General features: G+C 65.3%; 23 protein-coding genes. 12 read left to right on the top strand and 11 right to left on the bottom strand.

The features are described from left to right. Positions 1-63 precede the first annotated feature (63 nt). From AC1RWI_RS33505 to AC1RWI_RS33470, 8 genes are all read left to right on the top strand, one after another. Positions 64-648 (top strand): NUDIX hydrolase, encoded by a 585-nt coding sequence (locus AC1RWI_RS33505; RefSeq protein WP_043345274.1) that lies wholly within the window; start codon positions 64-66, stop codon positions 646-648. 28 nt (positions 649-676) lie between these two features. Continuing rightward, positions 677-1,417: a leucyl/phenylalanyl-tRNA--protein transferase gene (gene aat / locus AC1RWI_RS33500; RefSeq protein ID WP_043345273.1), complete on the top strand. Its 741-nt coding sequence runs from the start codon at positions 677-679 to the stop codon at positions 1,415-1,417. Positions 1,418-1,508: 91 nt separating this feature from the next. Next, positions 1,509-2,357 carry an arginyltransferase gene (locus AC1RWI_RS33495; RefSeq protein WP_043345270.1) on the top strand — a complete coding sequence of 283 codons (849 nt, stop codon included), beginning with the start codon at positions 1,509-1,511 and terminating at the stop codon, positions 2,355-2,357. Between the two features lie 101 nt (positions 2,358-2,458). Next, positions 2,459-3,493, top strand: a complete 1,035-nt coding sequence (locus tag AC1RWI_RS33490; RefSeq protein WP_043345269.1) for a quinone-dependent dihydroorotate dehydrogenase — start codon at positions 2,459-2,461, stop codon at positions 3,491-3,493. Positions 3,494-3,550: 57 nt separating this feature from the next. Continuing rightward, complete coding sequence (locus AC1RWI_RS33485; protein ID WP_492870471.1) at positions 3,551-4,609, top strand: aldo/keto reductase; 1,059 nt, start codon at positions 3,551-3,553, stop codon at positions 4,607-4,609. Between the two features lie 323 nt (positions 4,610-4,932). Next, a complete protein-coding gene (locus AC1RWI_RS33480) occupies positions 4,933-5,904 on the top strand; it encodes an ABC transporter substrate-binding protein (protein ID WP_043345265.1) in 972 nt (323 codons plus the stop codon). A 152-nt stretch (positions 5,905-6,056) separates the two neighbouring features. Then, complete coding sequence (locus AC1RWI_RS33475; protein ID WP_492870470.1) at positions 6,057-6,953, top strand: ABC transporter permease; 897 nt, start codon at positions 6,057-6,059, stop codon at positions 6,951-6,953. Position 6,954: 1 nt separating this feature from the next. Further along, positions 6,955-7,749, top strand: coding sequence for an ABC transporter ATP-binding protein (locus AC1RWI_RS33470; RefSeq protein WP_492870469.1), 795 nt, complete (start codon positions 6,955-6,957; stop codon positions 7,747-7,749). Positions 7,750-7,840: 91 nt separating this feature from the next. Here the strand turns inward: AC1RWI_RS33470 and AC1RWI_RS33465 are convergent, their stop codons facing one another. From AC1RWI_RS33465 to AC1RWI_RS33455, 3 genes are read right to left on the bottom strand one after another with little or no spacing between them, the layout of a single operon-like run. Next, on the bottom strand, positions 7,841-8,116 hold the full coding sequence (locus tag AC1RWI_RS33465; protein ID WP_492870468.1) for a hypothetical protein: 276 nt from the start codon (positions 8,114-8,116) through the stop codon (positions 7,841-7,843). Beyond that, positions 8,116-9,525: a LutB/LldF family L-lactate oxidation iron-sulfur protein gene (locus AC1RWI_RS33460; protein WP_043345254.1), complete on the bottom strand. Its 1,410-nt coding sequence runs from the start codon at positions 9,523-9,525 to the stop codon at positions 8,116-8,118. Before AC1RWI_RS33460 ends, AC1RWI_RS33465 begins: the two co-directional genes overlap by 1 nt. A gap of 41 nt (positions 9,526-9,566) precedes the next feature. Beyond that, entirely contained in the window at positions 9,567-10,292 is a 726-nt protein-coding gene (locus tag AC1RWI_RS33455) for a (Fe-S)-binding protein (protein ID WP_043345249.1), read from the bottom strand. A 237-nt stretch (positions 10,293-10,529) separates the two neighbouring features. On the opposite strand from AC1RWI_RS33455, the gene AC1RWI_RS33450 reads away from it, so the two are divergent. From AC1RWI_RS33450 to AC1RWI_RS33440, 3 genes are all read left to right on the top strand, one after another. Further along, positions 10,530-11,315, top strand: a complete 786-nt coding sequence (locus tag AC1RWI_RS33450) for an IclR family transcriptional regulator (protein WP_043345247.1) — start codon at positions 10,530-10,532, stop codon at positions 11,313-11,315. Between the two features lie 163 nt (positions 11,316-11,478). Further along, positions 11,479-12,225 carry a FadR/GntR family transcriptional regulator gene (locus AC1RWI_RS33445; protein ID WP_492870467.1) on the top strand — a complete coding sequence of 249 codons (747 nt, stop codon included), beginning with the start codon at positions 11,479-11,481 and terminating at the stop codon, positions 12,223-12,225. Between the two features lie 30 nt (positions 12,226-12,255). Beyond that, on the top strand, positions 12,256-13,668 hold the full coding sequence (locus AC1RWI_RS33440) for an FAD-binding oxidoreductase (protein ID WP_492870466.1): 1,413 nt from the start codon (positions 12,256-12,258) through the stop codon (positions 13,666-13,668). Positions 13,669-13,760: 92 nt separating this feature from the next. On the opposite strand, the gene pbpG is transcribed toward AC1RWI_RS33440, so the two are convergent. From pbpG to AC1RWI_RS33415, 5 genes are all read right to left on the bottom strand, one after another. Continuing rightward, positions 13,761-14,909: a D-alanyl-D-alanine endopeptidase gene (pbpG, locus tag AC1RWI_RS33435; RefSeq protein WP_043351576.1), complete on the bottom strand. Its 1,149-nt coding sequence runs from the start codon at positions 14,907-14,909 to the stop codon at positions 13,761-13,763. 368 nt (positions 14,910-15,277) lie between these two features. Beyond that, the gene (locus AC1RWI_RS33430) at positions 15,278-15,979 is read right to left on the bottom strand and encodes a nitroreductase (RefSeq protein ID WP_043345242.1); all 702 of its coding nucleotides are present in this window, start codon (positions 15,977-15,979) and stop codon (positions 15,278-15,280) included. Between the two features lie 28 nt (positions 15,980-16,007). Next, complete coding sequence (locus AC1RWI_RS33425) at positions 16,008-16,460, bottom strand: acyl-CoA thioesterase (RefSeq protein ID WP_043345240.1); 453 nt, start codon at positions 16,458-16,460, stop codon at positions 16,008-16,010. Positions 16,461-16,482: 22 nt separating this feature from the next. Then, positions 16,483-17,388: a DMT family transporter gene (locus tag AC1RWI_RS33420; protein WP_492870465.1), complete on the bottom strand. Its 906-nt coding sequence runs from the start codon at positions 17,386-17,388 to the stop codon at positions 16,483-16,485. Next, positions 17,385-18,359, bottom strand: a complete 975-nt coding sequence (locus AC1RWI_RS33415; RefSeq protein ID WP_043351574.1) for a histone deacetylase family protein — start codon at positions 18,357-18,359, stop codon at positions 17,385-17,387. The genes AC1RWI_RS33420 and AC1RWI_RS33415 overlap by 4 nt, the downstream gene beginning before the upstream one ends. Before the next feature lie 453 nt (positions 18,360-18,812). Here AC1RWI_RS33415 and phaP1 point away from each other — a divergent pair, with 453 nt between their 5' ends. Then, complete coding sequence (gene phaP1 / locus AC1RWI_RS33410; RefSeq protein WP_043345236.1) at positions 18,813-19,391, top strand: TIGR01841 family phasin PhaP1; 579 nt, start codon at positions 18,813-18,815, stop codon at positions 19,389-19,391. Between the two features lie 379 nt (positions 19,392-19,770). Here phaP1 and lpdA read toward each other — a convergent pair whose 3' ends face one another. The 3 genes from lpdA to aceF all read right to left on the bottom strand — a co-directional run. Further along, the gene (gene lpdA, locus AC1RWI_RS33405) at positions 19,771-21,555 is read right to left on the bottom strand and encodes a dihydrolipoyl dehydrogenase (protein WP_492870464.1); all 1,785 of its coding nucleotides are present in this window, start codon (positions 21,553-21,555) and stop codon (positions 19,771-19,773) included. A 28-nt stretch (positions 21,556-21,583) separates the two neighbouring features. Continuing rightward, entirely contained in the window at positions 21,584-22,201 is a 618-nt protein-coding gene (locus tag AC1RWI_RS33400) for an Ntn hydrolase family protein (RefSeq protein ID WP_043345231.1), read from the bottom strand. Positions 22,202-22,282: 81 nt separating this feature from the next. After that, positions 22,283-23,624 (bottom strand): dihydrolipoyllysine-residue acetyltransferase (gene aceF, locus AC1RWI_RS33395; protein ID WP_492870463.1); only part of this gene is annotated, 1,342 nt, incomplete at its 5' end.

Here is a 23,624-nt window from a genome sequence, read left to right as displayed (position 1 = left end):
TCCCACCCCCGGCAGCCCCCATCGGCGGTGATACACTTTCGCCATTCCTCCCGGACGCCCCTCATGAAATTCTGCTCGAACTGCGGCCATGCGGTCGTGCTGCGCATCCCTGAAGGCGACTCGCGCCTGCGTTCAGTGTGCGACAACTGCAGCACCATCCACTACGTCAACCCGCGCAATGTGGTCGGCACCATTCCCGTGTGGGAGGACAAGGTCCTGCTGTGCAAGCGCGCCATCGAGCCGCGCTACGGCTTCTGGACGCTGCCGGCCGGCTTCATGGAGATCGGCGAAACTACCGCGCAGGGCGCCGCGCGCGAGACGCTGGAGGAAGCCGGGGCACGGGTGCAGATCGGCGAACTGTTCTCGATCCTGAATGTGCCGCATGTGCATCAGGTGCACATGTTCTACCTGGCAACGCTGGAAGACCTGGACATCTCGGCGGGCGAGGAAAGCCTGGAGGTAAAGCTGGTCGAGGAAGCCGACGTACCCTGGGACGAACTGGCCTTCCCCACCGTGATCCATTCGTTGCGCTGCTTCTTCGCGGATCGCGCGGCGGGGCGGCTGGCCGACGGCACCTTCCGCCTGCACAGCCTGGATATCGACAAGCCGATGCGCCCGCTGACCACCCGGGCCACGGTCGAACCCTGAACCCGGGCGCGTTGCCCGCACTGCCCGCATGATCACCTGGCTGGATCCGCATGATCCGTTCCCGCCGGTCGAGCGTGCGCTCGGCCCGGGCTCCGACGCGCCCGGCCTGCTTGCGGCCAGCCGCGAGCTGTCGGCGCAGCGCCTGCTGCTGGCTTACCGGCAAGGCATCTTTCCCTGGTACGCCGAAGGCCAGCCGGTGCTATGGTGGAGCACCGATCCCCGCATGGTGCTGCCGCCGCAGGCACTGCGGGTTTCCAGCACCTTTCGCAAGACCCTCAAGCGCGTGCTGCGCGACCCCGACTGGGAAGTCCGCGTCGACGACGACTTCATCGCCGTGATGCAGGCCTGCGCCGAAACCCCGCGCGATGGCCAGCATGGCACCTGGATCACCGAGGACATCATCGCCGCCTATGGCGCACTGCACCGTAACGGCCTGGCCCATTGCGTGGAGACCTGGTACCAGGGCGAGCGCGCAGGCGGCCTGTACGGCGTGGCGCTCGGGCGGATGTTCTATGGCGAATCGATGTTCGCGCGGCGCACCGATGCCTCCAAGATCGCCCTGGCCGCGCTGTGCGCGTTCCTCGGCAACCACGGCGTGGCGATGATAGACTGCCAGCAGGAAACCGATCACCTGGCTTCGCTCGGGGCGAGTCCCATCCCGCGTGCGGAGTTCGCGGCCCATATCCGCATTGCCACCCGCCAGCCGGATATCGTGCCGTGGGGTTTTGACAAGACGGTGCTGCAGAGATGGACTCAGGCGCAGCCGTAGGGCGCGCCGCATTGGCCACTCGCCGCAAGGCCTGGCCGCTGCGCCATCGGCTTTCCCGCGTTGCTGTTTCATCCCTGGCCGTTGCAGACACATGAGCAAGCTAAAGGAACTCCCCCTTTCCGCGTTGCAGTTCTACGCTACGGCGCCCTACGCTTGCAGCTACCTCGATGGCCGCATGGCGCGCTCTCAGGTGGCCACGCCCGCCCACCTGATCAATGCCGATGTCTATTCGCGGCTGGTGCGCGCCGGCTTCCGGCGCAGTGGCATCTTTACCTACCGCCCCTATTGCGATGAATGCCACGCCTGCACGCCGTGCCGCGTGGTGGTCGACCAGTTCCACCCTGACCGCAGCCAGCGCCGGGCCTGGCGCCAGCACGGCAGCCTGCAGGCGCTGGTGGCGCCGCTCACCTACGTGGAAGAGCATTATTCGCTCTACCTGCTGTACCAGTCGATGCGCCACGCCGGCGGCGGCATGGACCAGGACAGCCGCGACCAGTACGAGCAGTTCCTGCTGCAAAGCCGGGTCAACTCGCGGCTGGTTGAATTCCGCGAGCCGCCGGGCTCGCCCGAGGCCGGGCGGCTGCGCATGGTCAGCATGATCGATGTGCTCGACGATGGCCTGTCCTCGGTCTACACCTTCTACGACCCGCTGGAGGTGCACGCCAGCTACGGCACCTACAACATCCTGTGGCAGATCCAGCAGGCCCGCGAACTCGCCCTGCCACACCTGTACCTGGGCTACTGGATCGCTGATAGCCGAAAAATGGCCTATAAGGCGCGCTACCAGCCAATGCAGGTGCTGACCGCAAACCAGTGGCGCGCGTTCGATGCGGCGCCGGCGTCGCTGCGGGATGCGGCGCCCGCCGCCGTGGCATCGCCCACCGCTGTGCCCGTCGTGCCCCCGCAGCCCGGCGACGAAGCCCCGGAAAACAGCCGGTAGCGGACAGCCTGCGCAAGGCATGCCCGCGCCAGCGGCGCAGTACCCGATCCGGCCCAACCGTTACAATGCCGCCTTGGTCCCGACTTCCAAGCTGATTCCCTGTGCTGAACGCGCTCTACCCCCTGTTTCGCCCCGCCCTCTTCTCGATGGATGCGGAGGACGCTCACCATTTCACCCTCAACAACCTGCTCCGCGCCAAGCGCATGGGGCTGGCGGGCTGCATCGGCAATACCATCGCCGATGACCCGCGCACGGTGATGGGCGTGCGCTTCCCCAACCCGGTTGGCCTAGCCGCCGGGCTCGACAAGGATGGCGCCTACATCGACGGGCTGGCCGCCTTCGGCTTCGGCTTTATCGAGGTGGGCACCGTAACGCCGCGCCCGCAGGCGGGCAACCCGCGGCCACGCATGTTCCGCCTGCCGCAGGCGGATGCGCTGATCAACCGCATGGGCTTCAACAACGGCGGCGTGGATGCCTTTATCGCCAATGTGAATGCATCGCGCTGGAAGGCCGAAGGCGGCGTGCTGGGCCTGAACATCGGCAAAAACGCCGATACGCCGATCGAGCGCGCGGTGGACGATTACCTGCACTGCCTGGAACGGGTCTACCCGCACGCCAGCTACGTCACCGTGAATATCTCCTCGCCGAACACCAAGAACCTGCGCCAGTTGCAGGGTGCCAGCGAGCTCGACCACCTGCTCTGCACGCTCAAGGACGCGCAGCAGCGCCTGGCCGACAAGTACAAGCGCTACGTGCCGCTCGCGCTCAAGATCGCGCCGGACCTCGATGCCGACCAGATCGGCAATATCGGCGATGCGCTGGTCCGCCACCGGATCGACGGCGTGATCGCCACCAACACCACGATCGCCCGTGACGCCGTCAGGGGCCTGCCGCACGGCGAGGAAGCCGGCGGCCTGTCGGGCCGGCCGGTGTTCGAATCCTCCACGCGCGTGGTCAAGAGCCTGCGCGCGGTGGTTGGGGACGCGGTGCCGATCGTTGGCGTGGGCGGCATCTTCAGCGGTGCCGATGCGCAAGCCAAGATCGCGGCTGGCGCGCAACTGGTGCAGGTGTACAGCGGGCTGATCTACCGCGGCCCGGTGCTGGTCAAGGAATGCGCCGCCGCGCTGCGCGCCTGACCGCCTCGGCCCAACCCCGTTTTTGCGCCTTATCACCCCAGTCTCACAAGGATAGTCATGGAAACCACCCGTCTTGGCCGCAGCGACCTGCAGGTTTCGCGCATCTGCCTGGGCACCATGACCTTCGGCGAGCAGAACACCGAAGCCGAAGGCCACAGCCAGCTCGACTACGCGCTGTCGCGCGGCATCAACTTCATCGACACCGCAGAGATGTACCCGGTCAAGCCGCGTGCCGAAACTTATGGCAGCACCGAGCGCATCGTCGGCACCTGGCTCAAGCGCCAGCAGCGTGAGCGTATCGTGCTGGCCACCAAGGTGGCGGGCCCGGCGCGCATGCCGTGGATCCGCAATGGCGGCGACCTGACCCCGGACAGCATCCGCGCGGCGGTGGACGCCTCGCTGGCGCGCCTGCAGACCGATTACATCGACCTGTACCAGATCCACTGGCCCGCTCGCAACGCGCCCATCTTCGGGCAAAAGCAGTTCGATCCGGCCAATGAGCGCGAGTGCGCCTCGATCCAGGCGCAGCTCGAAGCCATGGGCGAGCTGGTGCGCGCGGGCAAGATCCGCTATGTCGGCGTGTCCAACGAAACGCCGTGGGGCGTGGCCGAGTTCGTCAAGCAGGCGGAGCTGCACGGCCTGCCGCGCATCGCCACCATCCAGAACCCGTACAACCTGCTCAACCGCAGCTTCGAGCAGGGCCTGGACGAGGCGTGCTTTCGCACCGACGTGAGCCTGCTGGTATACAGCCCGCTGGCCTTTGGCCAGCTCACCGGCAAGTACCTCGGTGGCGACCTCGCCCACCCCGTGTTTGACGCGCAGGCCAAGGGCCGCCTGACGCGCTTCCCGCCCGACTGGAGCCCGCGCTACCTGCGCCCGGAAAGCCTGGCCGCGGCCGCCCGCTATGTGACGCTGGCACGCGAGCACGGCCTCTCGCCGGCAACGCTGGCGCTGGCCTGGAGCTACTCGCGCTGGTTCGCGGCGAGCACCATCGTCGGCGCCACCTCGCTGGAACAACTACGCGAGAACATCGATGCCTGGCAAACGCCGCTGCCCGAGGCGGCAACCGCGGCCATTGCCCGCATCCACGCCGAAATCCACAATCCGGCGCAGTAACGTTTGCGCGTTGCAGGCACCAGAGACGGTGCGCCGCCCGGCGCCGCCGATGGCGTGCTCCGGGCCTGCGGTTTTCCCCTGCGGACGCACCGGAACAGGGCAAAACCGGGCAAATTTCGCCTCGAAAATGGTATCCTCGCAGGCTTATCGCCGTCGTATCCGCTGTACAAGAGCGTCCTCCAGCCTGCCGCCTGGTGTATCGCCCACATAGCGGACCGGCCGGTTGGCGCAGCGCGCCGCCGGGCAAGACGGCGGACCAGTTCTTATCGAGAACGAAACGCGGCTCATCACCCAGAACCCATATCCGGGGGAGATTAAAAATCATGAAGTGTCTCAAGACATCGACCAAGACCATCCTGGGCAGCGCCGTCGCCCTCGCGCTGCTGTACGGTGGCGCCGTGCAGGCCCAGACCGTCAAAGTGCTCTCGATCGTCGACCATCCCGCGCTGGACGCCATCCGCGATGGCGTGCGCGACGAGCTGAAGACCGCCGGCTTTGACGCCGACAAGAACCTGAAGTGGGAATACCAGAGCGCCCAGGGCAATACCGGCACGGCCGCGCAGATCGCCCGCAAGTTCGTTGGCGACCAGCCCAATGTGATCGTGGCCATCGCCACGCCGTCGGCCCAGGCCGTGGTGGCCGCCACCAAATCGGTGCCGGTGGTGTACTCCGGCGTGACCGATCCGGTCGCCGCCCAGCTGGTCAAGAGCTGGAGCGCATCGGGCACCAATGTGACCGGCGTGTCGGACAAGCTGCCGCTGGACCGCCAGGTTGCCCTGATCAAGCGCGTGGTGCCCAAGGCCAAGACGGTCGGCATGGTCTATAACCCCGGTGAAGCCAACTCGGTGGTGGTGGTCAAGGAGCTGAAAGCGATGCTGGCCAAGGAAGGCATGACGCTGAAGGAAGCCGCCGCACCGCGCACGGTCGACATCGGCGCCGCCGCCAAGAGCCTGATCGGCAAGGTCGATGTGATCTACACCAACACCGACAACAACGTCGTGTCGGCGTACGAAGCCCTGGTCAAGGTCGCCAACGAGTCGAAGATCCCGCTGGTGGCCGCCGATACCGACAGCGTCAAGCGTGGCGCCATTGCCGCGCTGGGCATCAACTACGGCGACCTGGGCCATCAGACCGGCAAGGTGGTAGTGCGTATCCTGAAGGGCGAGAAGCCCGGCGCGATCGCTTCGGAAACCAGCGACAAGCTGGAACTGTTCGTGAACACCGGCGCGGCCGAGAAGCAAGGCGTGACGCTGTCGCCCGAACTGATCAAGGAAGCGAAGACCGTCATCAAGTAATCACGGCACGCTGACCCTGCGCGTTCGCGCGCAGGTGGCTCTATCCGGGCCCGCCCCCGGAAACGCCTGCGCCGCGCCGCCTGACCCGGGCAGCGCGCCAGGCGTTTTCAGATTCGGCCTCCCGTGCCGGACACAAGCAACTGGATTCCCCCATGTCCCTCTTTTCCCTGCTGGGTGCCCTGGAGATCGGCCTGATCTTCAGCCTCGTCGCCCTGGGGGTGCTGATCTCCTTTCGCATCCTCAATTTCCCCGATCTGACCGTCGACGGCAGCTTCCCGCTGGGTGGCGCCGTGGCGGCCACGCTGATCGCCTCTGGCCAGGATCCGTTCATCGCCACCGCGCTGGCGATTGTTGCGGGCGCCTTTGCCGGCTTCGTCACCGGCTGGCTCAACGTGCGCCTCAAGATCATGGACCTGCTGGCCAGTATCCTGATGATGATCGCGCTGTACTCGATCAACCTGCGCATCATGGGCAAGCCCAATGTGCCGCTGATCACCGAGTCGACCATCTTCACCGTCCTGCAGCCGGACTGGATGCCCGACTACATGCTGCGCCCCGCGCTGCTGCTGATCGTGGTGGTCGTGGCCAAGCTTGGCCTGGACTGGTTCTTCTCCTCGCAGCTCGGCCTGGCCATGCGAGCCACCGGCGCCAATCCGCGCATGGCGCGCTCCCAGGGCATCGCCACCGGCCGCGCCACGCTGGCGGGCATGGCGCTGTCCAACGGACTGGTAGCCCTCGCGGGCGCGCTGTTCGCGCAGACCCAGGGCGGCTCCGATATCTCCATGGGCATCGGCACTATCGTGATCGGCCTGGCCGCGGTGATCATCGGCGAGAGCATCCTGCCGGCGCGCCGGCTGGTGTACACCACGCTGGCCGTGGTGCTGGGCGCCATCCTCTACCGCTTCTTCATTGCGCTGGCCCTGAACAGCGAGTTCATCGGCCTCAAGGCCCAAGACCTGAACCTGGTCACGGCTGTACTGGTGACCGGCGCCCTGGTGCTGCCGGGAACCCGCAAGAAGCTGTTCGGCCGCAAGAACGGAGGTGCCTGAGATGCTGCGCGCACAAGACCTGAAACTCACCTTCAATCCCGGCACCCCGATCGAGACGCGCGCGCTGCGCGGCCTCAGCCTGGATATCCCGACGGGCCAGTTCGTTGCCGTGATCGGCTCCAATGGCGCCGGCAAGTCCACCTTCCTCAATGCCATCAGCGGCGATCAGATGGTGGACAGCGGCCGCATCACGATCGACGACGTCGATGTCACGCGCAAGCCGGCCTGGGACCGTGCCCCGCTGGTGGCGCGCGTCTTCCAGGACCCGATGGCGGGCACCTGCGAGGCACTGACGATCGAAGAAAACATGGCGCTGGCCATGGCGCGCGGCAGCCGCCGGGGCTTTCGCGCGGCGCTGAACAAGCCCTCGCGCGAGCTATTCCGCGACAAGCTGCGCCTGCTCAACCTCGGCCTGGAAAACCGCCTGACCGACCGCATCGGCCTGCTGTCGGGCGGACAGCGCCAGGCCGTGAGCTTGCTGATGGCCTCGCTGCAGCCCTCGCGCATCCTGCTGCTGGACGAGCACACCGCTGCGCTGGACCCGAAGACCGCCGCCTTCGTGCTGGAGCTGACCGCCAAGATCGTGGAGCAAGCCAAGCTCACCACGATGATGGTCACGCACAGCATGCGCCAGGCGCTGGACTACGGGCAACGCACGGTGATGCTGCATCAGGGCCAGGTGGTGCTGGACGTGTCGGGCGACCAACGCGCCGGGCTGGACGTGCCGGACCTGCTGCGCATGTTCGAGCAGACGCGGCATGAGCAGCTCGATGATGATGCCCTGCTGCTGGGCTGAGCCTCGCGCTTCGTTCGCTTAGCCACGCACCCATGCAAAAGGCCCCTGCTTGAGCGGGGGCCTTTTGCATTCGGGCACAGCGTGTGGCTGCTCAGGCTGTGGCCGCCTTGTCCAGCCAGCGCTTGAGCTGGTCGGTGACGGCGGTGCTCGAGAACGAGCAGCTATCTTGCGCAAATACCGCCGCCATCTCCAGCCGGCGCAGCAACTCTTCCATCGCCTGCCCGAACATCGGCGGCAGCACCAGGCCGGGAGCTGCCTCGCGCCAGCTGCGCACCAGGCCATCGGCCGCGAGCTGGCCGCCGATGTGTTGTTCGAGTGCGGCGCGCATGGTTGCCAGCGCCGATGCATTGTTCGTCGTCGTGGCCATCAACGCGCCCTCCTTTCTTTGTAAAGTTCGCGGAACGTGCGTCCGCTCGGCGCCGGCAAGTCGCGGGTCTCGGTCCAGCCACGGCCAGCCATCGGCAAGCGGGCAATCAGCTTGCTGCTGCCGCCCATGCGCGCGAGCAAACGCGCGCCGATGCGGGTGGCGAAGGCGTATAGCCCCGGGCGGCGCGCCACAAAGCCCCACACTTGCAGCCCGAGCCGCTCCTGCCAGGGACGCAGGCCACGCTCCATCTGCTTCTCGCGCAGCTTGCGCAGCAGGTCCGACAGCGGGATCGAAGCCGGGCACACGCGGTTGCATTCTCCGCACAGCGTGGCAGCCTGCGGCAGGTCCAGCGCGTTGGCGATGCCGACATAGCTCGGCGTCAGCACGCTGCCCATCGGGCCAGGGTAGACCCAGCCATAGGCATGGCCGCCGATCTTCTGGTACACCGGGCAATGGTTCATGCAAGCGCCGCAGCGGATGCAGCGCAGCATGTCCTGGAAGTCGCCGCCGATCAGGCCGCTGCGCCCGCCGTCGACCAGCACGAAATACATATGCTCCGGGCCGTCGCGCTCACCCTCGGCGCGCGGGCCGGTCAGCAGCGAAAAGTAATTCGAGATGGCCTGGCCGGTAGCCGAGCGCGGCAGCAGCCGCATCACGGTGGCCAGGTCTTCCAGCGTCGGCAGCACCTTCTCGATGCCGGTCACGGCCACGTGCACGCGCGGCATCACCGTGCACATGCCCTCGTTGCCTTCATTGGTCACCACCGCCACCGAGCCTGTTTCGGCGATGATGAAATTGCCGCCGGTCACGCCCATGTCGGCCGACAGGAATTCCGGCCGCAGCACTTCACGCGCCTCGCGCGTCATCTCCGAGATATCGGTCAGGCGCGGTTTGTGGTGGACCTTGGCGAAGAGATCGGCGATCTCTTCCTTGTCCTTGTGCACCACCGGGGCAATGATGTGCGACGGCGGCTCGGCATCGTTGATCTGCAGGATGTATTCGCCCAGGTCCGTCTCGATGCTCTGCACGCCCATCTCGCCCAGCACCTGGTTCAGGCGCATTTCCTCGGTCACCATCGATTTGCTCTTGATGACCTTCTTCACCCCGTGCTTTTGCGCAATCTCGGCTACCAGCCGCGCGGCGTCGGCCGTGGTCTCGGCAAACAGCACGGTGGCGCCGCGGCGCGTGGCGTTCTCCTCGAAGGTGGCAAGCCAGACGTCGAGGTTCTGCAGCGCGCGGTCGCGACGCTCCTTGAGTGCCTCGCGGGTGGCATCGAAGTCGATGTCGCGGATGGCGTCGGCGCGCGCCGTGACGAACTTGGTGGAGAGCTTCTTGAGGTTCTGCTGCAGGCGCTGGTCGGCCAGCTTCTGGCCCGCGCGCGCTTTGAACTCCATGCTGCGAACTTGCATAGCGGGGATCTCGCTAAGGTTTGTTTTTCAGCTGGCCGGGATCAGGCATCGCCGGCGAGCACTTGCGCGATATGCAGCACCTGGGTACGCGTGTCGCCGGTCCTGCGCAGGCGCCCCTCGATATTGAGCATGCAGCCGAGGTCGCCCAGCACCACGGCATCGGCGCCGCTGGCCTTGATGTTGGCGCACTTCTCATCGACGATGGCCGTGGAGATATTGCCGTACTTGACCGAGAAGGTGCCGCCGAATCCGCAGCAAGCCTCGCAGTCCTTCATCTCGCTCAGCTGCACACCGGGCAATTGCGCCAGCAGAGCGCGGGGCTGGCTCTTGACGCCCAGTTCGCGCAAGCCGGAGCAGGAGTCATGGTAGGTAATGCGGCCCGTGAACTTTGAATCGAACTCGCCCAGCTTGGCCACATTGACCAGGAAATCGGTCAGCTCGAACACGCGCGAGCGCAGGCCTTCGTAGCGGCCATTCAACTCGGGATCGTCGCCGAGCAGGTCCGCATAGTGATGCAGCACCATGCCGCCGCAGGAGCCGGATGGAATCACCACGTAGTCGAACATTTCGAACTCGCGCAGGAATTTTTCCGCCAGGCCACGCGATGCCGTGCGCTCGCCCGAGTTGTAGGCAGGTTGCCCGCAACAGGTCTGGGCTTCGGGCACCATCACCTCGAAGCCAGCCTTCTCCAGCAACTTGAGCACCGAGAAGCCGATTTCCGGACGCATGAGGTCCACCAGGCAGGTGGCGAACAGACCAACTCGCATTGTTTCCCTTTTCCAGACCCCGAAACCCCGCAATTATGCGCCCTTGCGCACCGGCCAGCATACAAAAGCGTGCACGGCAGGGGTGAATTCGCCGCATTTATGCATGCCCTTTTCGACACATTCGCCACCGGCAAAATCAGAAGATTCTTGCGGCAATGCCATTTCACCTATTGAAATTTTCACAATGTGAGATAGAATCAGGCAACCGCTTAATTTGCCGCACGGCAACATTTCCCCATGGCAGAAGCAGACAAAGCCCCCGGCAAGACGTCCATCCAGGTCATCGAACGCATGATGACCCTGCTGGATGCGCTCGCCCAGCACGCTGATCCGGTCAGCCTCAAGGAGCTGTCGCTGACTACCGGGCTGCACCCTTCCACCGCGCACCGCATCCTCAATGACATGGTGGCCTGCCGTTTTGTGGACCGCTCCGATCCGGGCAGCTACCGGCTTGGCATGCGGCTGCTGGAGCTCGGCAACCTGGTCAAGGCCCGCCTGTCGGTACGCGATGCCGCGCTGGCACCGATGCGGGCCCTGCACCGCGTGACGGGCCAGACGGTGAACCTGTCGGTGCGGCAAGGCGACGAGATCGTCTACATCGAGCGTGCCTATAGCGAGCGCTCTGGCATGCAGGTGGTGCGCGCCATTGGCGGGCGCGCACCGCTGCACCTGACTTCGGTCGGCAAGCTGTTTCTGGCCGCCGATGAAGTGGCGCGCGTTCGCAACTACGCCACCCGCACCGGGCTGGCCGGCCACACCCGCACCTCGATCACCGACCTGATCAAGCTCGAGCGCGAGCTCAACTGGGTGCGCACCAACGGCTACGCGCGCGACAACGAAGAGCTGGAACTCGGCGTGCGTTGCATCGCCGCCGGCATCTACGACGACTCGCGCCGTCTGGTGGCCGGATTGTCGCTCTCGGCCCCGGCCGACCGCCTGCAGGACAGCTGGCTGCAAAACCTGAAGGAAACCGCGCTGCAGATCTCGCGCGGCATGGGCTACGCGACTGACGCCGCAGCCTGAACACGGCGGGGTGGACGGTGCGGGGAGCCACGCGCCCTTCGCGCCGAACCCTTACCTCGCCCGCTTCCCCTTTCCTACCCCCTTCCCCTCCGGATAGCCTCAGCCAAAACTAAGTATATACCCTTAGTTTTCAGATAACCTGAATAGCTATATCCTGCTGGGCATGCGGACCAAAGCCATTACCCTCACCGAACAGGTAACCCAGCAGTTGCGCGCCGAGATCGCCGGCGGCACCTACCCCGTTGGCGCCCGGCTGCCGACCGGCAAGCAGCTTGCCGAGCAATACGGTGTCAGCCCGGCCGTCATCCGCGAGGTGACCGAGCACCTGCGCTCCCAAGGCCTGGTGGAAAGCCGCCAGGGCGTGGGTAGCACGGTGCGCTCGCGCGTGGGCAATGCCGGCTTCCAGCTGCCGCAGGAAATCGGCATCGATCGCGACGAACTGGCCAGCATCTACGAGCTGCGGCTCGATCTGGAAAGCGCCGCCGCCGCGCTGGCGGCGCTGCGGCGCACCGCGCAGGATGTCGCCGGCATGCAGGCGCTGCTGGACCGGCTCGCGGCGCAATTGCACGACCCGCACCACAGCGCCGAGGCAGACACGGCCTTCCATGTGGCGATCGCCACCGCCACCCACAACAAGTACTACCTGCAGTTGCTGCAGTACCTGAACCTGCAACTGCACCAGGCCGTGCATGTGGCGCGGCTCAATACCCGCCAGCAGGAGGGCCTGTCCGAACAGGTCCACCAGGAACACCTGGCCATCTTCCACGCGATCCGCGCCGGCAACCCTGAACAAGCGCGCGCCGCGGCGGTAGCCCACCTGCGCGGCGCGGCGGCACGCCTGGGCCTGCAGCTGGCAGCGCGCGGCAAGCCCCTCACCAGCGGCCAGGATCCCACTCATTCCGCGGCCTGAAGCCGCATTGCCACTCCGGATAGACCCATCATGCAAAACTCAGCTTTCCTGCCCCGCCTGATCGAGGCGCTAGGCCCCGACGTGGTCGCCACCGAGCCAGACCAGGTTGCACCGTGGCTCGCCGACTGGCGCGGCCTTTACCGTGGCAATGCGCAGGCCGTGGTGCGCCCGCGCTCGGTGGATGAAGTGGCACGTTGCCTGGCCTTATGCCAGCAGGCCGCGGTGCCGGTGGTGCCGCGTGGTGGCAACACCGGCCTGTGCGGCGGCGCCGCGCCGGACAGCAGCCCCGCCAACGTGGTCCTGAGCATGGACCGCATGAACGCGATCCGCTCGATCGATACCATCGCCAACACGCTCATCGCCGAAGCGGGCTGCATCCTGGGCAACCTGCGGCGCGCCGCGCAGGAGGCGCATCGCCTGCTGCCGCTCAGCCTGGCGGCCGAGGACTCCTGCCAGATCGGCGGCAATCTCGCGACCAACGCGGGCGGGGTCAATGTGGTGCGCTACGGCATGACCCGCGAGCTGGTGCTGGGCGTGGAAGCCGTGCTGCCCAATGGCGAGATCTTTCACGGCCTGCGCGCCTTGCGCAAGGACAACACCGGCTACGACCTCAAGCAATTGCTGATCGGCTCGGAAGGCACGCTGGGCGTCATTACCGCGGCAGCGCTGCGCCTGTTTCCGCGCACTGACGCACGCTCGGTAGTGCTTGCGGCGGTGGCCTCCCCGCTGCAGGCGCTGGAGCTCTTCGAGTTGCTGTTCGCGCAGTGCGGCGCTCGCCTGCAAGCCTTCGAATTCTTCACCGGCGATTGTGTCGACCTCGTGCTCAAGCACGCGGAGGGCGTGCAGGAGCCCTTCAGCCAACGCTATCCCGCCTATGTGCTGGTGGAGCTGGCCGACACCACCGACGAAGCCGCCCTCAACGTGCTGCTGGAGCGCGTGATTGGCGAGGCGCTGGAGCGCGAACTGTGCTTGGACGCCGCCGTCTCTGCGTCGCTGTCGCAACTGCAGAGCCTGTGGAAGCTGCGCGAGGAAATCTCCGAGGCCCAGCGTGCCGACGGGCCGCACCTGAAGCACGATGTGTCGCTGCCGATCGAGCAGATCCCAGCCTTCATGGTGTCGATGGAGGCGCGCCTCAAGGCCATCAGTCCCAGCATCCGCCCGTTTATCTTCGGGCATTTCGGCGACGGCAACCTGCACTACAACCTGTCGCGCCCCGCGGGCGCGCAGCGCGACTGGACCGCGCAGCATGGCAAGGCGCTGACCGCCGAAGTGCTGGATGAGGTGGCGCGCTACGGCGGCAGCATCAGCGCCGAGCATGGCATCGGCCAGCTCAAGCGCGATGATTTCCTGCGCCTCAAGGACCCACTCGAGCTGCGCATGATGCGGGGCATCAAGCAGTTGCTGGATCCGGCCGGCATCATGAATCCGGGCAAGCTGCTCTAAGCGCGCCGCCCACTCCCCAAGGAAAAACGCGCCGGTGACGGCGCGTTTTTTGACTTCAAGCAGCAGGCGGCCAGATCACTCCGGTGCCGCCATCAGATGCCGCGAGGCTGCTGGGCGGTCAGGATTGCCTGGGGGCTAGTGGGGTTGCCAGGCCCTTGCGTCAGGTTTGGGGACGTCGGAAAAGGGCGGCCAGGCCCGGTCTGCACGTGTTCCAGCCAGTCCTTGACGCGGTTGGCATCGGCGAAGCGGGACAGCTTGCCAACGGAATCCAGGAACACCATCACCACATTGCGGCCATTTACGCGTGCCTGCATCACCAGGCACTGGCCAGCCTCGGAGATAAAGCCTGTTTTCTGCAGGCCGATCTCCCAGTTGCCGCCGCGAACCAGGCGGTTGGTGCTGACGTAGTGCTGGGTGCGGCCCAGTACATTGACCTCATGCTCGGTCTGCGTCGAAAACTCGCGGATGGTGGGATTGCGGTACGCCGCGTTGACCATGCGCACGAGGTCCATCGCGCTCGATACATTGCTGCTCGACAAGCCGTTCGAATCGACAAAGTGGCTGTCGTTCATGCCGAGCTCGCGCGCCTTGCGGTTCATGGCCTGCACAAAGGCCGGCAGGCCGCCCGGGTAGCTGCGGCCCAGCACCGATGCCGCACGATTCTCCGACGACATCAGCGCCAGCAGGAGCGCCTCCTGACGGGAGAGCTGCGCGCCAAAGCGCAGGCGCGAACTGCTGTGCTTTTCGTTGTCGCGGTCTTCCTCGTTGATGGTGAGCACCTCGTCCATGGGCTGGCGCGCGTCCATCACAACCAGCGCGGTCATCAGCTTGGTGATCGAGGCGATCGGCAGGACCGCGGCGGCGTTCTTCTGGAACAGCACTTCGTTGGAGTTCTGATCCATCACCAGCGCCACGCTGGAGCGCAGCGCGAGCGCGTCTTCGGTGTCACGCAGGCCGAGCGCCTCGCCCAGCGAGGGTTTCGCGGGGATGAACGCAGCACGAACCGGTACCGCCTGGCGCTGCGCCACCACGGTGCGCTTACCGTTTTTCAGTACCACGACCTTGCGCGTCGTGGCGTGCTCGGCCTTGCCGCTGGTCGCGACGACCTGCTTGGATTTCGCGGATTTAGAGGGGGAATTTGCCGATTTTTTTTCGGACTTGGCGACTTTTGCCGATTTTTTGCTGGTTTTAGCGGTGTCCGACGTTTTCGTCGCGGCATCGGCCACAGGGGCGGCCAGCATGGAAACGGTCAACAGCACAGAGGCCGCAACCGAAGTAAGAGGGGTAGAGCCGAAGAATCGCAAAAATAGGGGGGAATCAGACCGGAACATGATTCATTCAGCGCGCAACTAGGATTGCGCCAGTTTAGGAAAAAAAGAAATTGTTAGCAAGATTAAAGACTTACGAAGCCTCTTTAAAGTTCGATTTGCAAACAATTCCACATTACGGCAAATGCGTGGCACACATCACATGACACGTGCATTAAGACCGACGTCGGCTGTGGTAATTCCACACCGTTTCATCTTTCTCACCCGCCCACCGGGTTGCCCCGAGCCAACATGCAGCGGACAGCGACGGCACAAAGCTGGCCTTCGCCGCCGACAGCTTCTTAAGATAAGAAACGCGCGAACCCGCTTACCGGTTCACGCTCGGTACTAAGGGTATTCTCTATGGCGGCGGGGTCGGCATGGCCCAGGGCCATGCCGCACACCACCATTTCATCCGCCGGCAGGCGCAAGTGATTGCCGATGACCGCGTGGAACTGGGTGAACGCCGCCTGCGGACAGGTATCCAGCCCGCGCGCCCGCGCCGCCACCATGATGCTTTGCAGGAACATCCCATAGTCCAGCCAGCTGCCCAGCTCCAGGATGCGGTCTATCGTGAAGATCATGCCCACCGGGGCACCGAAGAACGTGAAGTTGCGCGCGTGCTGCGCATGCATGCGCGCCTTGTCCTCGCGGCTGATCTGCAGCAGGCTGTACAGGTCCCAACCTACCTTGCGGCGGCGATCAATGTACGGCGCCACCCACTCGCGTGGATAGTAGGGATACTCCTCGCGATACTTGCTGTCGCGCTGCGGATCGTCGTAAGCGGCCAGCACGTCGGCCGACAGCTTCACCTTGGCATCGCCAGTCAGCACATAGACCCGCCATGGCTGGGCGTTGGTGCCCGACGGGGCCCGGCTGGCCACGGCCAGGATCTCATTGACCACGGCGCGCGGCACCGGCGTATCGAGAAACGCGCGCACCGAGCGGCGCGTGATGATGGCCTGATCGATCAGGGCGGCGCCCCGTTTCTGCTGCGAATCCATGGTTGTCAACTCCTTTGCGCGGGCCGGATCACGCGTTGGCATCCGCGGGTTCGCACACCAGGGCCTGCAGCGCATCGCGCAGCGCGGGCAGTAGCGGCACCGGGCGGCGCGTGGCGCGATCCACATAGACATGAACAAAATGGCCCTGCGCCGCAGCTACGTCTTCGTCGTTACGGAACAGGCCCACTTCGTAGCGCACGCTCGAATTGCCCAGCCGCGCCACGCGCAGCCCCGCCACCACCGTGTCAGGAAAACTCAGCGCGGCAAAGTAATTGCATTGCGTCTCGATCACCAGCCCGATGGTGTCGCCGGACTCGATATCCAGCACGCCCTCCCGGATCAGGTAGGTGTTCACCACGGTATCGAAATAACTGTAGTAGATGACGTTGTTGACGTGGCCATAGACGTCGTTATCCATCCAGCGCGTGGTGATGGGCTGGAAATGACGATAGGCGCTGCGGGTATCTGCGGTCGGTTTCATCGAAAAGCGCGAGAAGGGGAAATTAGCGGCGGATCACCAGCGCAACGCCACCGGCGGCCAGGGCCATGCCAAGCGCGGCCAGCGGCGGGAAGCTCTCGCCGAACAGCAGCCACGCCATGGCGGCGGTGGTCGGCGGGGTAAGGTACATGAGGCTGGATACCTTGGTGGCCGCGCCTTGGCGGATCAACAGGAACAGCAGCGAGATGGCCCCGATGGACAACGCGACCACCGACCAGGCGAGCGCGCCGACCATCTCGGCATTCCACTCGACGTGACGGGTTTCGGTCAGGAACATGAAAGGCAGGCAGGCCAGCGCCGCCGCGGCGAACTGGATCACCGAGCCCATGCGCAGGTCGAACATCGGGCAATGGCGTTTCTGATACAGCGTGCCGAAGGTGATCGAGAACAAGGCGCCCAGCGCCAGCAGCAGGCTTGGCGCGGACAGCCCGCTGGCCGACAGTTTGTTTGCCACCACCAGGCCCACGCCAAGGATGCCGAGCAGCAACCCCAGCCATTGGCGCCGCCCGATGACCTCGCCCATGCGCGAGGCCGCCAGCGCGGTCAGGATTGGCTGCATGCCAACGATCAGCGCGGAGACGCCCGCTGGCATGCCGAGCTTGACCGCTGCCCACACGCCCCCCAGGTAGCCCGCCTGCAGGAACAGCCCTGCCAGTGCGATGTGCCCCACCATGCGCCAGTCGGTCGCCCCGGCGTGCTGCGGCAGCGGGACACGCGCCATCAGCACGAAGGGCACCATCAGCACCAGCACACCGACAAAGCGCAGAAACAGGAAGGTCATCGGCTCCGCGTGCGGCATGCCGTACTTGGCTACGATGAATCCCGTGCTCCAGATCACGACGAACAGCCACGGCATGGCGGCCATCCACAAGTTGCCGCGTGCCGCATGGGCCTGGCTGGTTGCGCTCATTGCTGTGCCTTCTCCGTATCGCCGGTTAGCGGGATCGCACCTGCACCGGCGGCGTCCGGCTTGTCGCGCCGGGCATAGCGCTCGTGATATTGCGTGGCGAGTGCGATGGTCTGTGCATGCACGGCGACGGTATTCTCGATCTGGTTGCCGTAGCCGCCGGCCATGGTCACGGCAATGGGCAGGCCGCGTTCCAGGGCTGCGTCAAACACCAGGCGGTCGCGCCGGGCCAGCCCGGCCAGCGTCAGTTTCAGGCGTCCAAGCCGGTCGCCCTCATGCGGATCGGCCCCGGCCAGATAAATGATCAGGTCGGGAGCAAAACGCGCGAACAGCGTATGGAGTGCGCCCTGCAGCGCTTGGGCGTAAGCCTCGTCGTCGCAGCCATCGGGCAGGCCCACGTCGAGATCGCTGGCCTCCTTGCGAAAGGGATAGTTCTTCTCGCCATGCAGGGACAGCGTGAAGACGAAGGGATCGTCACGCAGGATGGAGGCGGTGCCGTTGCCCTGGTGCACGTCGAGATCGACCACGGCCACGCGCGCCACCCGGCCGTCGCGGCGCAGTTGGCGCGCGGCGATGGCCGCGTCGTTGAAGACGCAGAAGCCACCGCCCTTATCGGCATAGGCGTGATGGGTGCCGCCCGCCAAGTTGACCGAGATGCCCTCACGCAGCGCTACGCGGCAGGCCTCGATGGTGGCACCAGCGGAGCGCCGCGAGCGCTCGACCATGGCGTGCGACCAGGGAAAGCCGATCTCGCGCTGGCGCGCCGGGTCCAGTTCGCCCCGGGAGACGCTCGCGACATATTCCGGCGTGTGCGCCAGCAGCAAGGCATCGTCCCCGGCCCGCGGCGCCTCGATCAGCACCAGCCCCGGCACATCGCGCTCGACCGCCTCCCTCAACATGCTGTACTTGCGCATCGGGAAGCGGTGGCCCTCAGGTAGGGGCAGGACAAAATGATCGGCGTAAAAAGCGAGCATGAGGGCAAACATAGGCGGGCGGCCGGTCGCGGCAACTTGGCCGTGGTGCATCGGCCGGCTGGTCGCACCCTTGGGAGACGGCAATTCCGGCAGACCGCGATGGTAGCACTGTGCCGGCGCCAGGGTGTGCCACCCCTCCCCTGCCTCCCCCCGCAAGATGCCGGGCGTGGCACGCCTGCCGGTGCTGCGCAGCCAAAATGTGACAGTGCATCGACTTCAACAACAGTTATTTGTGCAATGCACAAGAAGCCCTTGACACCGTTTTTCTTTTCCCTACAATTGGAATTGTTGCGGCGCACCATCGATTTTGCAGAGCAAGCGGAGCGCGCCGATAACCCCCTTACGCCTGGGGCTGGCTGACGAAAAAACAGGTTCAACCTTGATTTCGTCATGGCTTTGACATCTGGGCGGCCTAATTTTGCATGACCTTGAACTTCATTATTGGAGACCAGCATGAGCTTCACCCCGGAACAAGTCGCCGCAGCGCAAAAAGCCAACCTCGAAACCCTGTTTGGCCTGACCACCAAAGCTTTTGAAGGCATCGAAAAGCTGGTCGAACTGAACCTGCAAGTCGTCAAGGCCACGTTCGCTGAAAACGTGGACACCGCCAAGAAGGCCCTCTCGGCCAAGGACGCCCAGGAATTGCTGGCCCTCCAGACCTCGCTGGCCCAACCGGTTGCCGAAAAGGCCCTGGCCTACAGCCGCCACGTGTACGAAATCGCCTCGGAAACCCAGGCTGAATTCACCAAGGTCGCCGAAGCCCAGCTGGCTGAGAACTCGAAGAAGGTGCAAACCCTGGTCGAGAACCTCGCCAAGAACGCCCCGGCCGGCTCCGAGTCGACCGTTGCCATCGTGAAGTCCGCGATCAGCGCCGCCAACAACGCTTACGAGTCGGTCCAGAAGGCCACCAAGCAAGCCGTTGAAATCGCTGAGACCAACTTCCAGGCAGCCGCCAGCGCCGCCACCAAGGCCGCACAGCAAGCCAGCGCCACGGCTCGCACCGCGACCAAGAAGGCCACCACCGCCGCCTGATCCGCGACGGCAGGAAACGGACCGGCTTCGGCCGGTTCGTTGGCAAAGCGCGCCTGGCATGGCCAGCGCATTTTGCCAACGAAGGCAGCACGGAAGGCGACTCAAGCCGCCCTGCCCTCCTACGGTGTCTCCTCGGTATCTGGTTTCCATGTATTCCAATATCGATTCATTCCCGGCCATGCGCCGGGATTTTTTTGCCCGCGACACATGGGCAAGCAGGCACTCGGACATACGGACACACGCCCTCCCCGCTGCAGGCAAGCTTTGGCCGGCGCAGCCGCAAGCGTGTGCGGCAAAAAATCTGGCGGTTAATTGCGGATCAGGGCGTAAAAAGGCCCGCCATACGGCGGGCCTCTCTAGTGTCGGCGACGTTTAGCGCTTAGCGCTTGCGCGGCGGCGGGACGTCGGTGCAGACACCTTCGTAGATCTCGGCTGCCATGCCGATGGATTCGCCCAGCGTCGGGTGCGGGTGGATGGTCTTGCCGATATCCACGGCATCGGCGCCCATCTCGACTGCCAGGCAGACTTCGCTGATCAGATCGCCGGCATGCGTGCCGACGATGCCGCCGCCGATGATCCGGTGGGTTTCCTCGTCGAAGATCAGCTTGGTAAAGCCTTCGTCGCGGCCATTGGCAATGGCACGGCCGGATGCTGCCCACGGGAACACGCTCTTGCTGTACTTGATCCCCTGCGCCTTGCACTGGTCTTCGGTCACGCCGGCCCAGGCCACTTCCGGATCGGTGTAGGCCACCGACGGGATCTGCTTGACGTCAAAGTAGGCCTTCTCGCCGTGCGCGGCTTCCGCTGCCACGTGCGCTTCGTGCACCGCCTTGTGGGCCAGCATGGGCTGGCCGACGATGTCGCCGATCGCGAAGATGTGCGGCACATTGGTGCGCATCTGCTTGTCGACGTCGATAAAGCCGCGATCCGTGACCGCCACCCCCGCCTTCTCCGCGCCGATGCGCTTGCCGTTGGGCACGCGGCCCACCGACACCAGCACCAGGTCGTAGCGTTGCGGCTCGGCCGGCGCCTGCTCGCCTTCGAACTTGACGTAGATGCCGTCCGGCTTCGCTTCCACGCCGACCGTCTTGGTCTTGAGCATGACCTTGTCGAAGCGCTTCTTGTTCATCTTGTCCCAGACCTTGACCAGGTCGCGGTCGGCGCCCTGCATCAGGCCATCGAGCATTTCCACCACGTCGATGCTGGCGCCCAGCGTGCTGTACACCGTGGCCATTTCCAGCCCGATGATGCCGCCGCCGATGACCAGCATCTTGTTGGGCACTTCCGGCAATTCCAGCGCGCCAGTGGAGTCGACGATGCGTGGGTCCTCGGGGATGAAAGGCAACTTGACCGCCTGGCTGCCGGCGGCGATGACGGCTTTTTCGAAGCGGATCACCGTCTTCTTGCCTGTCGTCGCCTTGGCGTCACCTTCGGTTTCCTGCACCTCGAGGTGATGCGGGTCGAGGAAGGTGCCGATACCGCGCACGACCTGTACCTTGCGGGCCTTGGCCATGCCGGCCAGGCCGCCGGTCAGCTTGCCGACCACGGTTTCCTTGTAGTGGCGCAGCCCGTCGAGGTCGATCTTGGCCTCGCCGAACAGGATGCCGTGGGCCGCCAGGGCCTTGGCTTCGTCAATCACGGCGGCGTTGTGCAGCAGCGCCTTGGAGGGGATGCAACCCACGTTCAGGCAGACCCCGCCAAGCGTGCTGTAGCGTTCGACCAGCACGGTGTTCATGCCGAGATCGGCGCTGCGGAAGGCGGCCGAGTAGCCACCAGGGCCGGCGCCGAGCACCAGCATGTCGCAGGTGATATCCGCGCTGCCCGCATGCGCGGCGGCCACGGGAGCCGGAGCCGCGGCAGGCGCGGATACCTGCGCAGGCGCAGGTGCAGGTGCAGAGACAGGCGCGGCCGCCGGCTTGGCCGCGGCTTCGCTCTCCAGCGTGCAGATGACGGCGCCCTTGGCAACCTTGTCGCCCACCTTGATGCGCACCTCCACCACCTTGCCGGCGGCGGACGACGGCACATCCATGCTGGCCTTGTCGGACTCGAGCACGATCAGCGATTGCTCCTGCTCGACCGTATCGCCAGCCTTGACCAGCACCTCGATGACTTCCACCGCGTCGAAATCGCCGATATCCGGCACCTGGACTTCGATCACACTCATGTTTTGCTCCTCAAGAACGCGCTCCGCTTCAGATGCGGGGCGCGCCATCGTTATTGGTTGCTCCGTCGCCAGCCATGTCAGCCAGTTGCACCACCTGCACCTCGACCGGGCCTGCCGAACTCTTGTCGAACTCCACCCCTGCATCCACCCCGATGCGCGCAATCTCGCGGGCGGCCAGGCCCGGCTGGTCGTAGACCGCGTGCATGGCGCCCAAGGCGTAGTTACGCCCCGAGCCAATGCCCCAGAAACGATCGAACGAGAAGACTTCGCGGTACGAATACACGCCGAAGATGCCGGCCGGATTGGCAATCAGGCAGACGATCTGCGAGGACTCGTAAGGATCGTCCTCGTCCTCCTTGGTGTTGATGAAATACTCGTTCTTGAGTTTTTCATGCACTTTGAGGAAGGTCCGGAAGACCTCATCGCGCGAACCCAGCCGGCAATCCTCGCCCAGCCCGGCCAACAGGCTGCGCATGACCGGGAAGTGCGCGGTGGTGCCGGCGAGCGCCACGAAGCTGTCACCCACCGGGAACACCTTCTGGTTGCGCTCGTAGGCGCGCGTGAGCCGGGTGTCGCCAAACGTCACCAGCGCGTCGGCGGCAATCGCCACTTCGCCGGCCTTTTTGACGACAACGCAGGTAGTCATGGGCTCGCTTCCTGTTTGCAGGTTGCAGACGTTGCAGGTAAGGGCGCGCATGGCCGCGAGGCCCGGCGCGCCCTGCCCGCCTTACAGCAGGATGCGGCGGAAATCGGCCAGCAACTGACCGAAATAGGTGTTGAAGCGAGCCGCTTCCGCACCGTCGATGACGCGGTGATCCCACGACAGCGACAGCGGCAGCGTCAGGCGTGGCACGAACTGCTTGCCATCCCACACCGGCTTCTGGTACGACTTGCACACGCCCATGATGGCCACTTCCGGCGCGTTGATGATCGGCGTGAAATACGTGCCGCCGATGCCGCCCAGCGAGGAGATCGAGAAGCAGCCGCCTTGCATCTGGTCCGGCTTGAGCTTGCCGTCGCGCGCCAGCTTGGCCAGTTCGTTCATTTCCTGGCCGATCTCGATCACGCCCTTCTTGTCGGCGTTCTTGATCACCGGCACAACCAGGCCGTTCGGCGTGTCAGCGGCGAAACCGATGTTGAAATACTGCTTCAGCACCAGGTTCTCGCCATCGAGCGACGCGTTGAAATTCGGGAATTTCTTCAGCGCGGCGACGGCGGCCTTGATCATGAAGGCCAGCATGGTGACCTTGATGCCCTGCTTCTCGTATTCCTTGTTGAGCTGCACGCGGAAGGCTTCCAGCTCGGTGATGTCGGCCTCGTCGTGATTGGTGACGTGGGGAATCATCACCCAGTTGCGATGCAGGTTCGCGCCCGAGAGCTTCTTGATGCGCGACAGTGGCTTGCTTTCGACCTCGCCGAAACGGGTGAAATCCACCTTCGGCCACGGCAGCAGGTTCAGCTCGCCACCACCAGCCGGGGCAGCGGCTGCCTTTGCCGGAGCCGCGGCATGACCGCTCATCACGCCCTTGACGTAGGCCTGCACGTCGTCCTGGGTGATCCGTCCCTTGGGGCCGGTGCCCGGCACGCGCGACACGTCCACGCCCAGTTCGCGCGCGAACTTGCGCACGGAGGGGCTGGCATGGGCAGCGGTGCCGGTCACGCCGGCTACCGGAGCGGCGGCGGCGGGCGCGGCCGCAGGGACCGGGGCCGGGGCGCTGGCTACAGGAGCGGGAGCCGGAGCAGCGGCAGCAGCGGCAGCAGCAGCAGCAGCAGCAGCCGGGGCAGCAGCGGCAGGCGCGCTGGCCGCAGCGCCGGCAGCGCCTTCGAGAATCAGGATCAGCGTGCCCTCGGCGACGTTGTCACCGACCTTGATCCGGACTTCCTTGACCACGCCGGCGGCTGGCGACGGCACGTCCATGGTGGCCTTGTCGGACTCCAGCGTCACCAGCGCGTCTTCGGCGTTGATGGTGTCGCCCGGCTTGACGTGGACTTCGATCACCGGGACCGAGTCGTAGTCGCCGATGTCCGGCACCTTGACCTCAACCGGGCCGGCGGCAGCGGCCGGCGCG

It is taken from the genome of Cupriavidus sp. MPR-AND1C, from assembly GCF_058809705.1.
The sequence above is the reverse complement of the archived record's forward strand: the minus strand, read 5'-3'. Positions and strand labels throughout refer to the sequence as shown.

Excerpts from the sequence above, each read along its gene's own strand:
- AC1RWI_RS33505 (WP_043345274.1), top strand. The coding sequence starts at position 64 with ATGAAATTCTGCTCGAACTGCGGCCATGCGGTCGTGCTGCGCATCCCT.
- aat (WP_043345273.1), top strand. The coding sequence starts at position 677 with ATGATCACCTGGCTGGATCCGCATGATCCGTTCCCGCCGGTCGAGCGT.
- AC1RWI_RS33495 (WP_043345270.1), top strand. The coding sequence starts at position 1,509 with ATGAGCAAGCTAAAGGAACTCCCCCTTTCCGCGTTGCAGTTCTACGCT.
- AC1RWI_RS33485 (WP_492870471.1), top strand. The coding sequence starts at position 3,551 with ATGGAAACCACCCGTCTTGGCCGCAGCGACCTGCAGGTTTCGCGCATC.
- AC1RWI_RS33480 (WP_043345265.1), top strand. The coding sequence starts at position 4,933 with ATGAAGTGTCTCAAGACATCGACCAAGACCATCCTGGGCAGCGCCGTC.
- AC1RWI_RS33475 (WP_492870470.1), top strand. The coding sequence starts at position 6,057 with ATGTCCCTCTTTTCCCTGCTGGGTGCCCTGGAGATCGGCCTGATCTTC.
- AC1RWI_RS33470 (WP_492870469.1), top strand. The coding sequence starts at position 6,955 with ATGCTGCGCGCACAAGACCTGAAACTCACCTTCAATCCCGGCACCCCG.
- AC1RWI_RS33465 (WP_492870468.1), bottom strand. The coding sequence starts at position 8,116 with ATGGCCACGACGACGAACAATGCATCGGCGCTGGCAACCATGCGCGCC.
- AC1RWI_RS33460 (WP_043345254.1), bottom strand. The coding sequence starts at position 9,525 with ATGCAAGTTCGCAGCATGGAGTTCAAAGCGCGCGCGGGCCAGAAGCTG.
- AC1RWI_RS33455 (WP_043345249.1), bottom strand. The coding sequence starts at position 10,292 with ATGCGAGTTGGTCTGTTCGCCACCTGCCTGGTGGACCTCATGCGTCCG.
- AC1RWI_RS33450 (WP_043345247.1), top strand. The coding sequence starts at position 10,530 with ATGGCAGAAGCAGACAAAGCCCCCGGCAAGACGTCCATCCAGGTCATC.
- AC1RWI_RS33445 (WP_492870467.1), top strand. The coding sequence starts at position 11,479 with ATGCGGACCAAAGCCATTACCCTCACCGAACAGGTAACCCAGCAGTTG.
- AC1RWI_RS33440 (WP_492870466.1), top strand. The coding sequence starts at position 12,256 with ATGCAAAACTCAGCTTTCCTGCCCCGCCTGATCGAGGCGCTAGGCCCC.
- pbpG (WP_043351576.1), bottom strand. The coding sequence starts at position 14,909 with ATGCTGGCCGCCCCTGTGGCCGATGCCGCGACGAAAACGTCGGACACC.
- AC1RWI_RS33430 (WP_043345242.1), bottom strand. The coding sequence starts at position 15,979 with ATGGATTCGCAGCAGAAACGGGGCGCCGCCCTGATCGATCAGGCCATC.
- AC1RWI_RS33425 (WP_043345240.1), bottom strand. The coding sequence starts at position 16,460 with ATGAAACCGACCGCAGATACCCGCAGCGCCTATCGTCATTTCCAGCCC.
- AC1RWI_RS33420 (WP_492870465.1), bottom strand. The coding sequence starts at position 17,388 with ATGAGCGCAACCAGCCAGGCCCATGCGGCACGCGGCAACTTGTGGATG.
- AC1RWI_RS33415 (WP_043351574.1), bottom strand. The coding sequence starts at position 18,359 with ATGCTCGCTTTTTACGCCGATCATTTTGTCCTGCCCCTACCTGAGGGC.
- phaP1 (WP_043345236.1), top strand. The coding sequence starts at position 18,813 with ATGAGCTTCACCCCGGAACAAGTCGCCGCAGCGCAAAAAGCCAACCTC.
- lpdA (WP_492870464.1), bottom strand. The coding sequence starts at position 21,555 with ATGAGTGTGATCGAAGTCCAGGTGCCGGATATCGGCGATTTCGACGCG.
- AC1RWI_RS33400 (WP_043345231.1), bottom strand. The coding sequence starts at position 22,201 with ATGACTACCTGCGTTGTCGTCAAAAAGGCCGGCGAAGTGGCGATTGCC.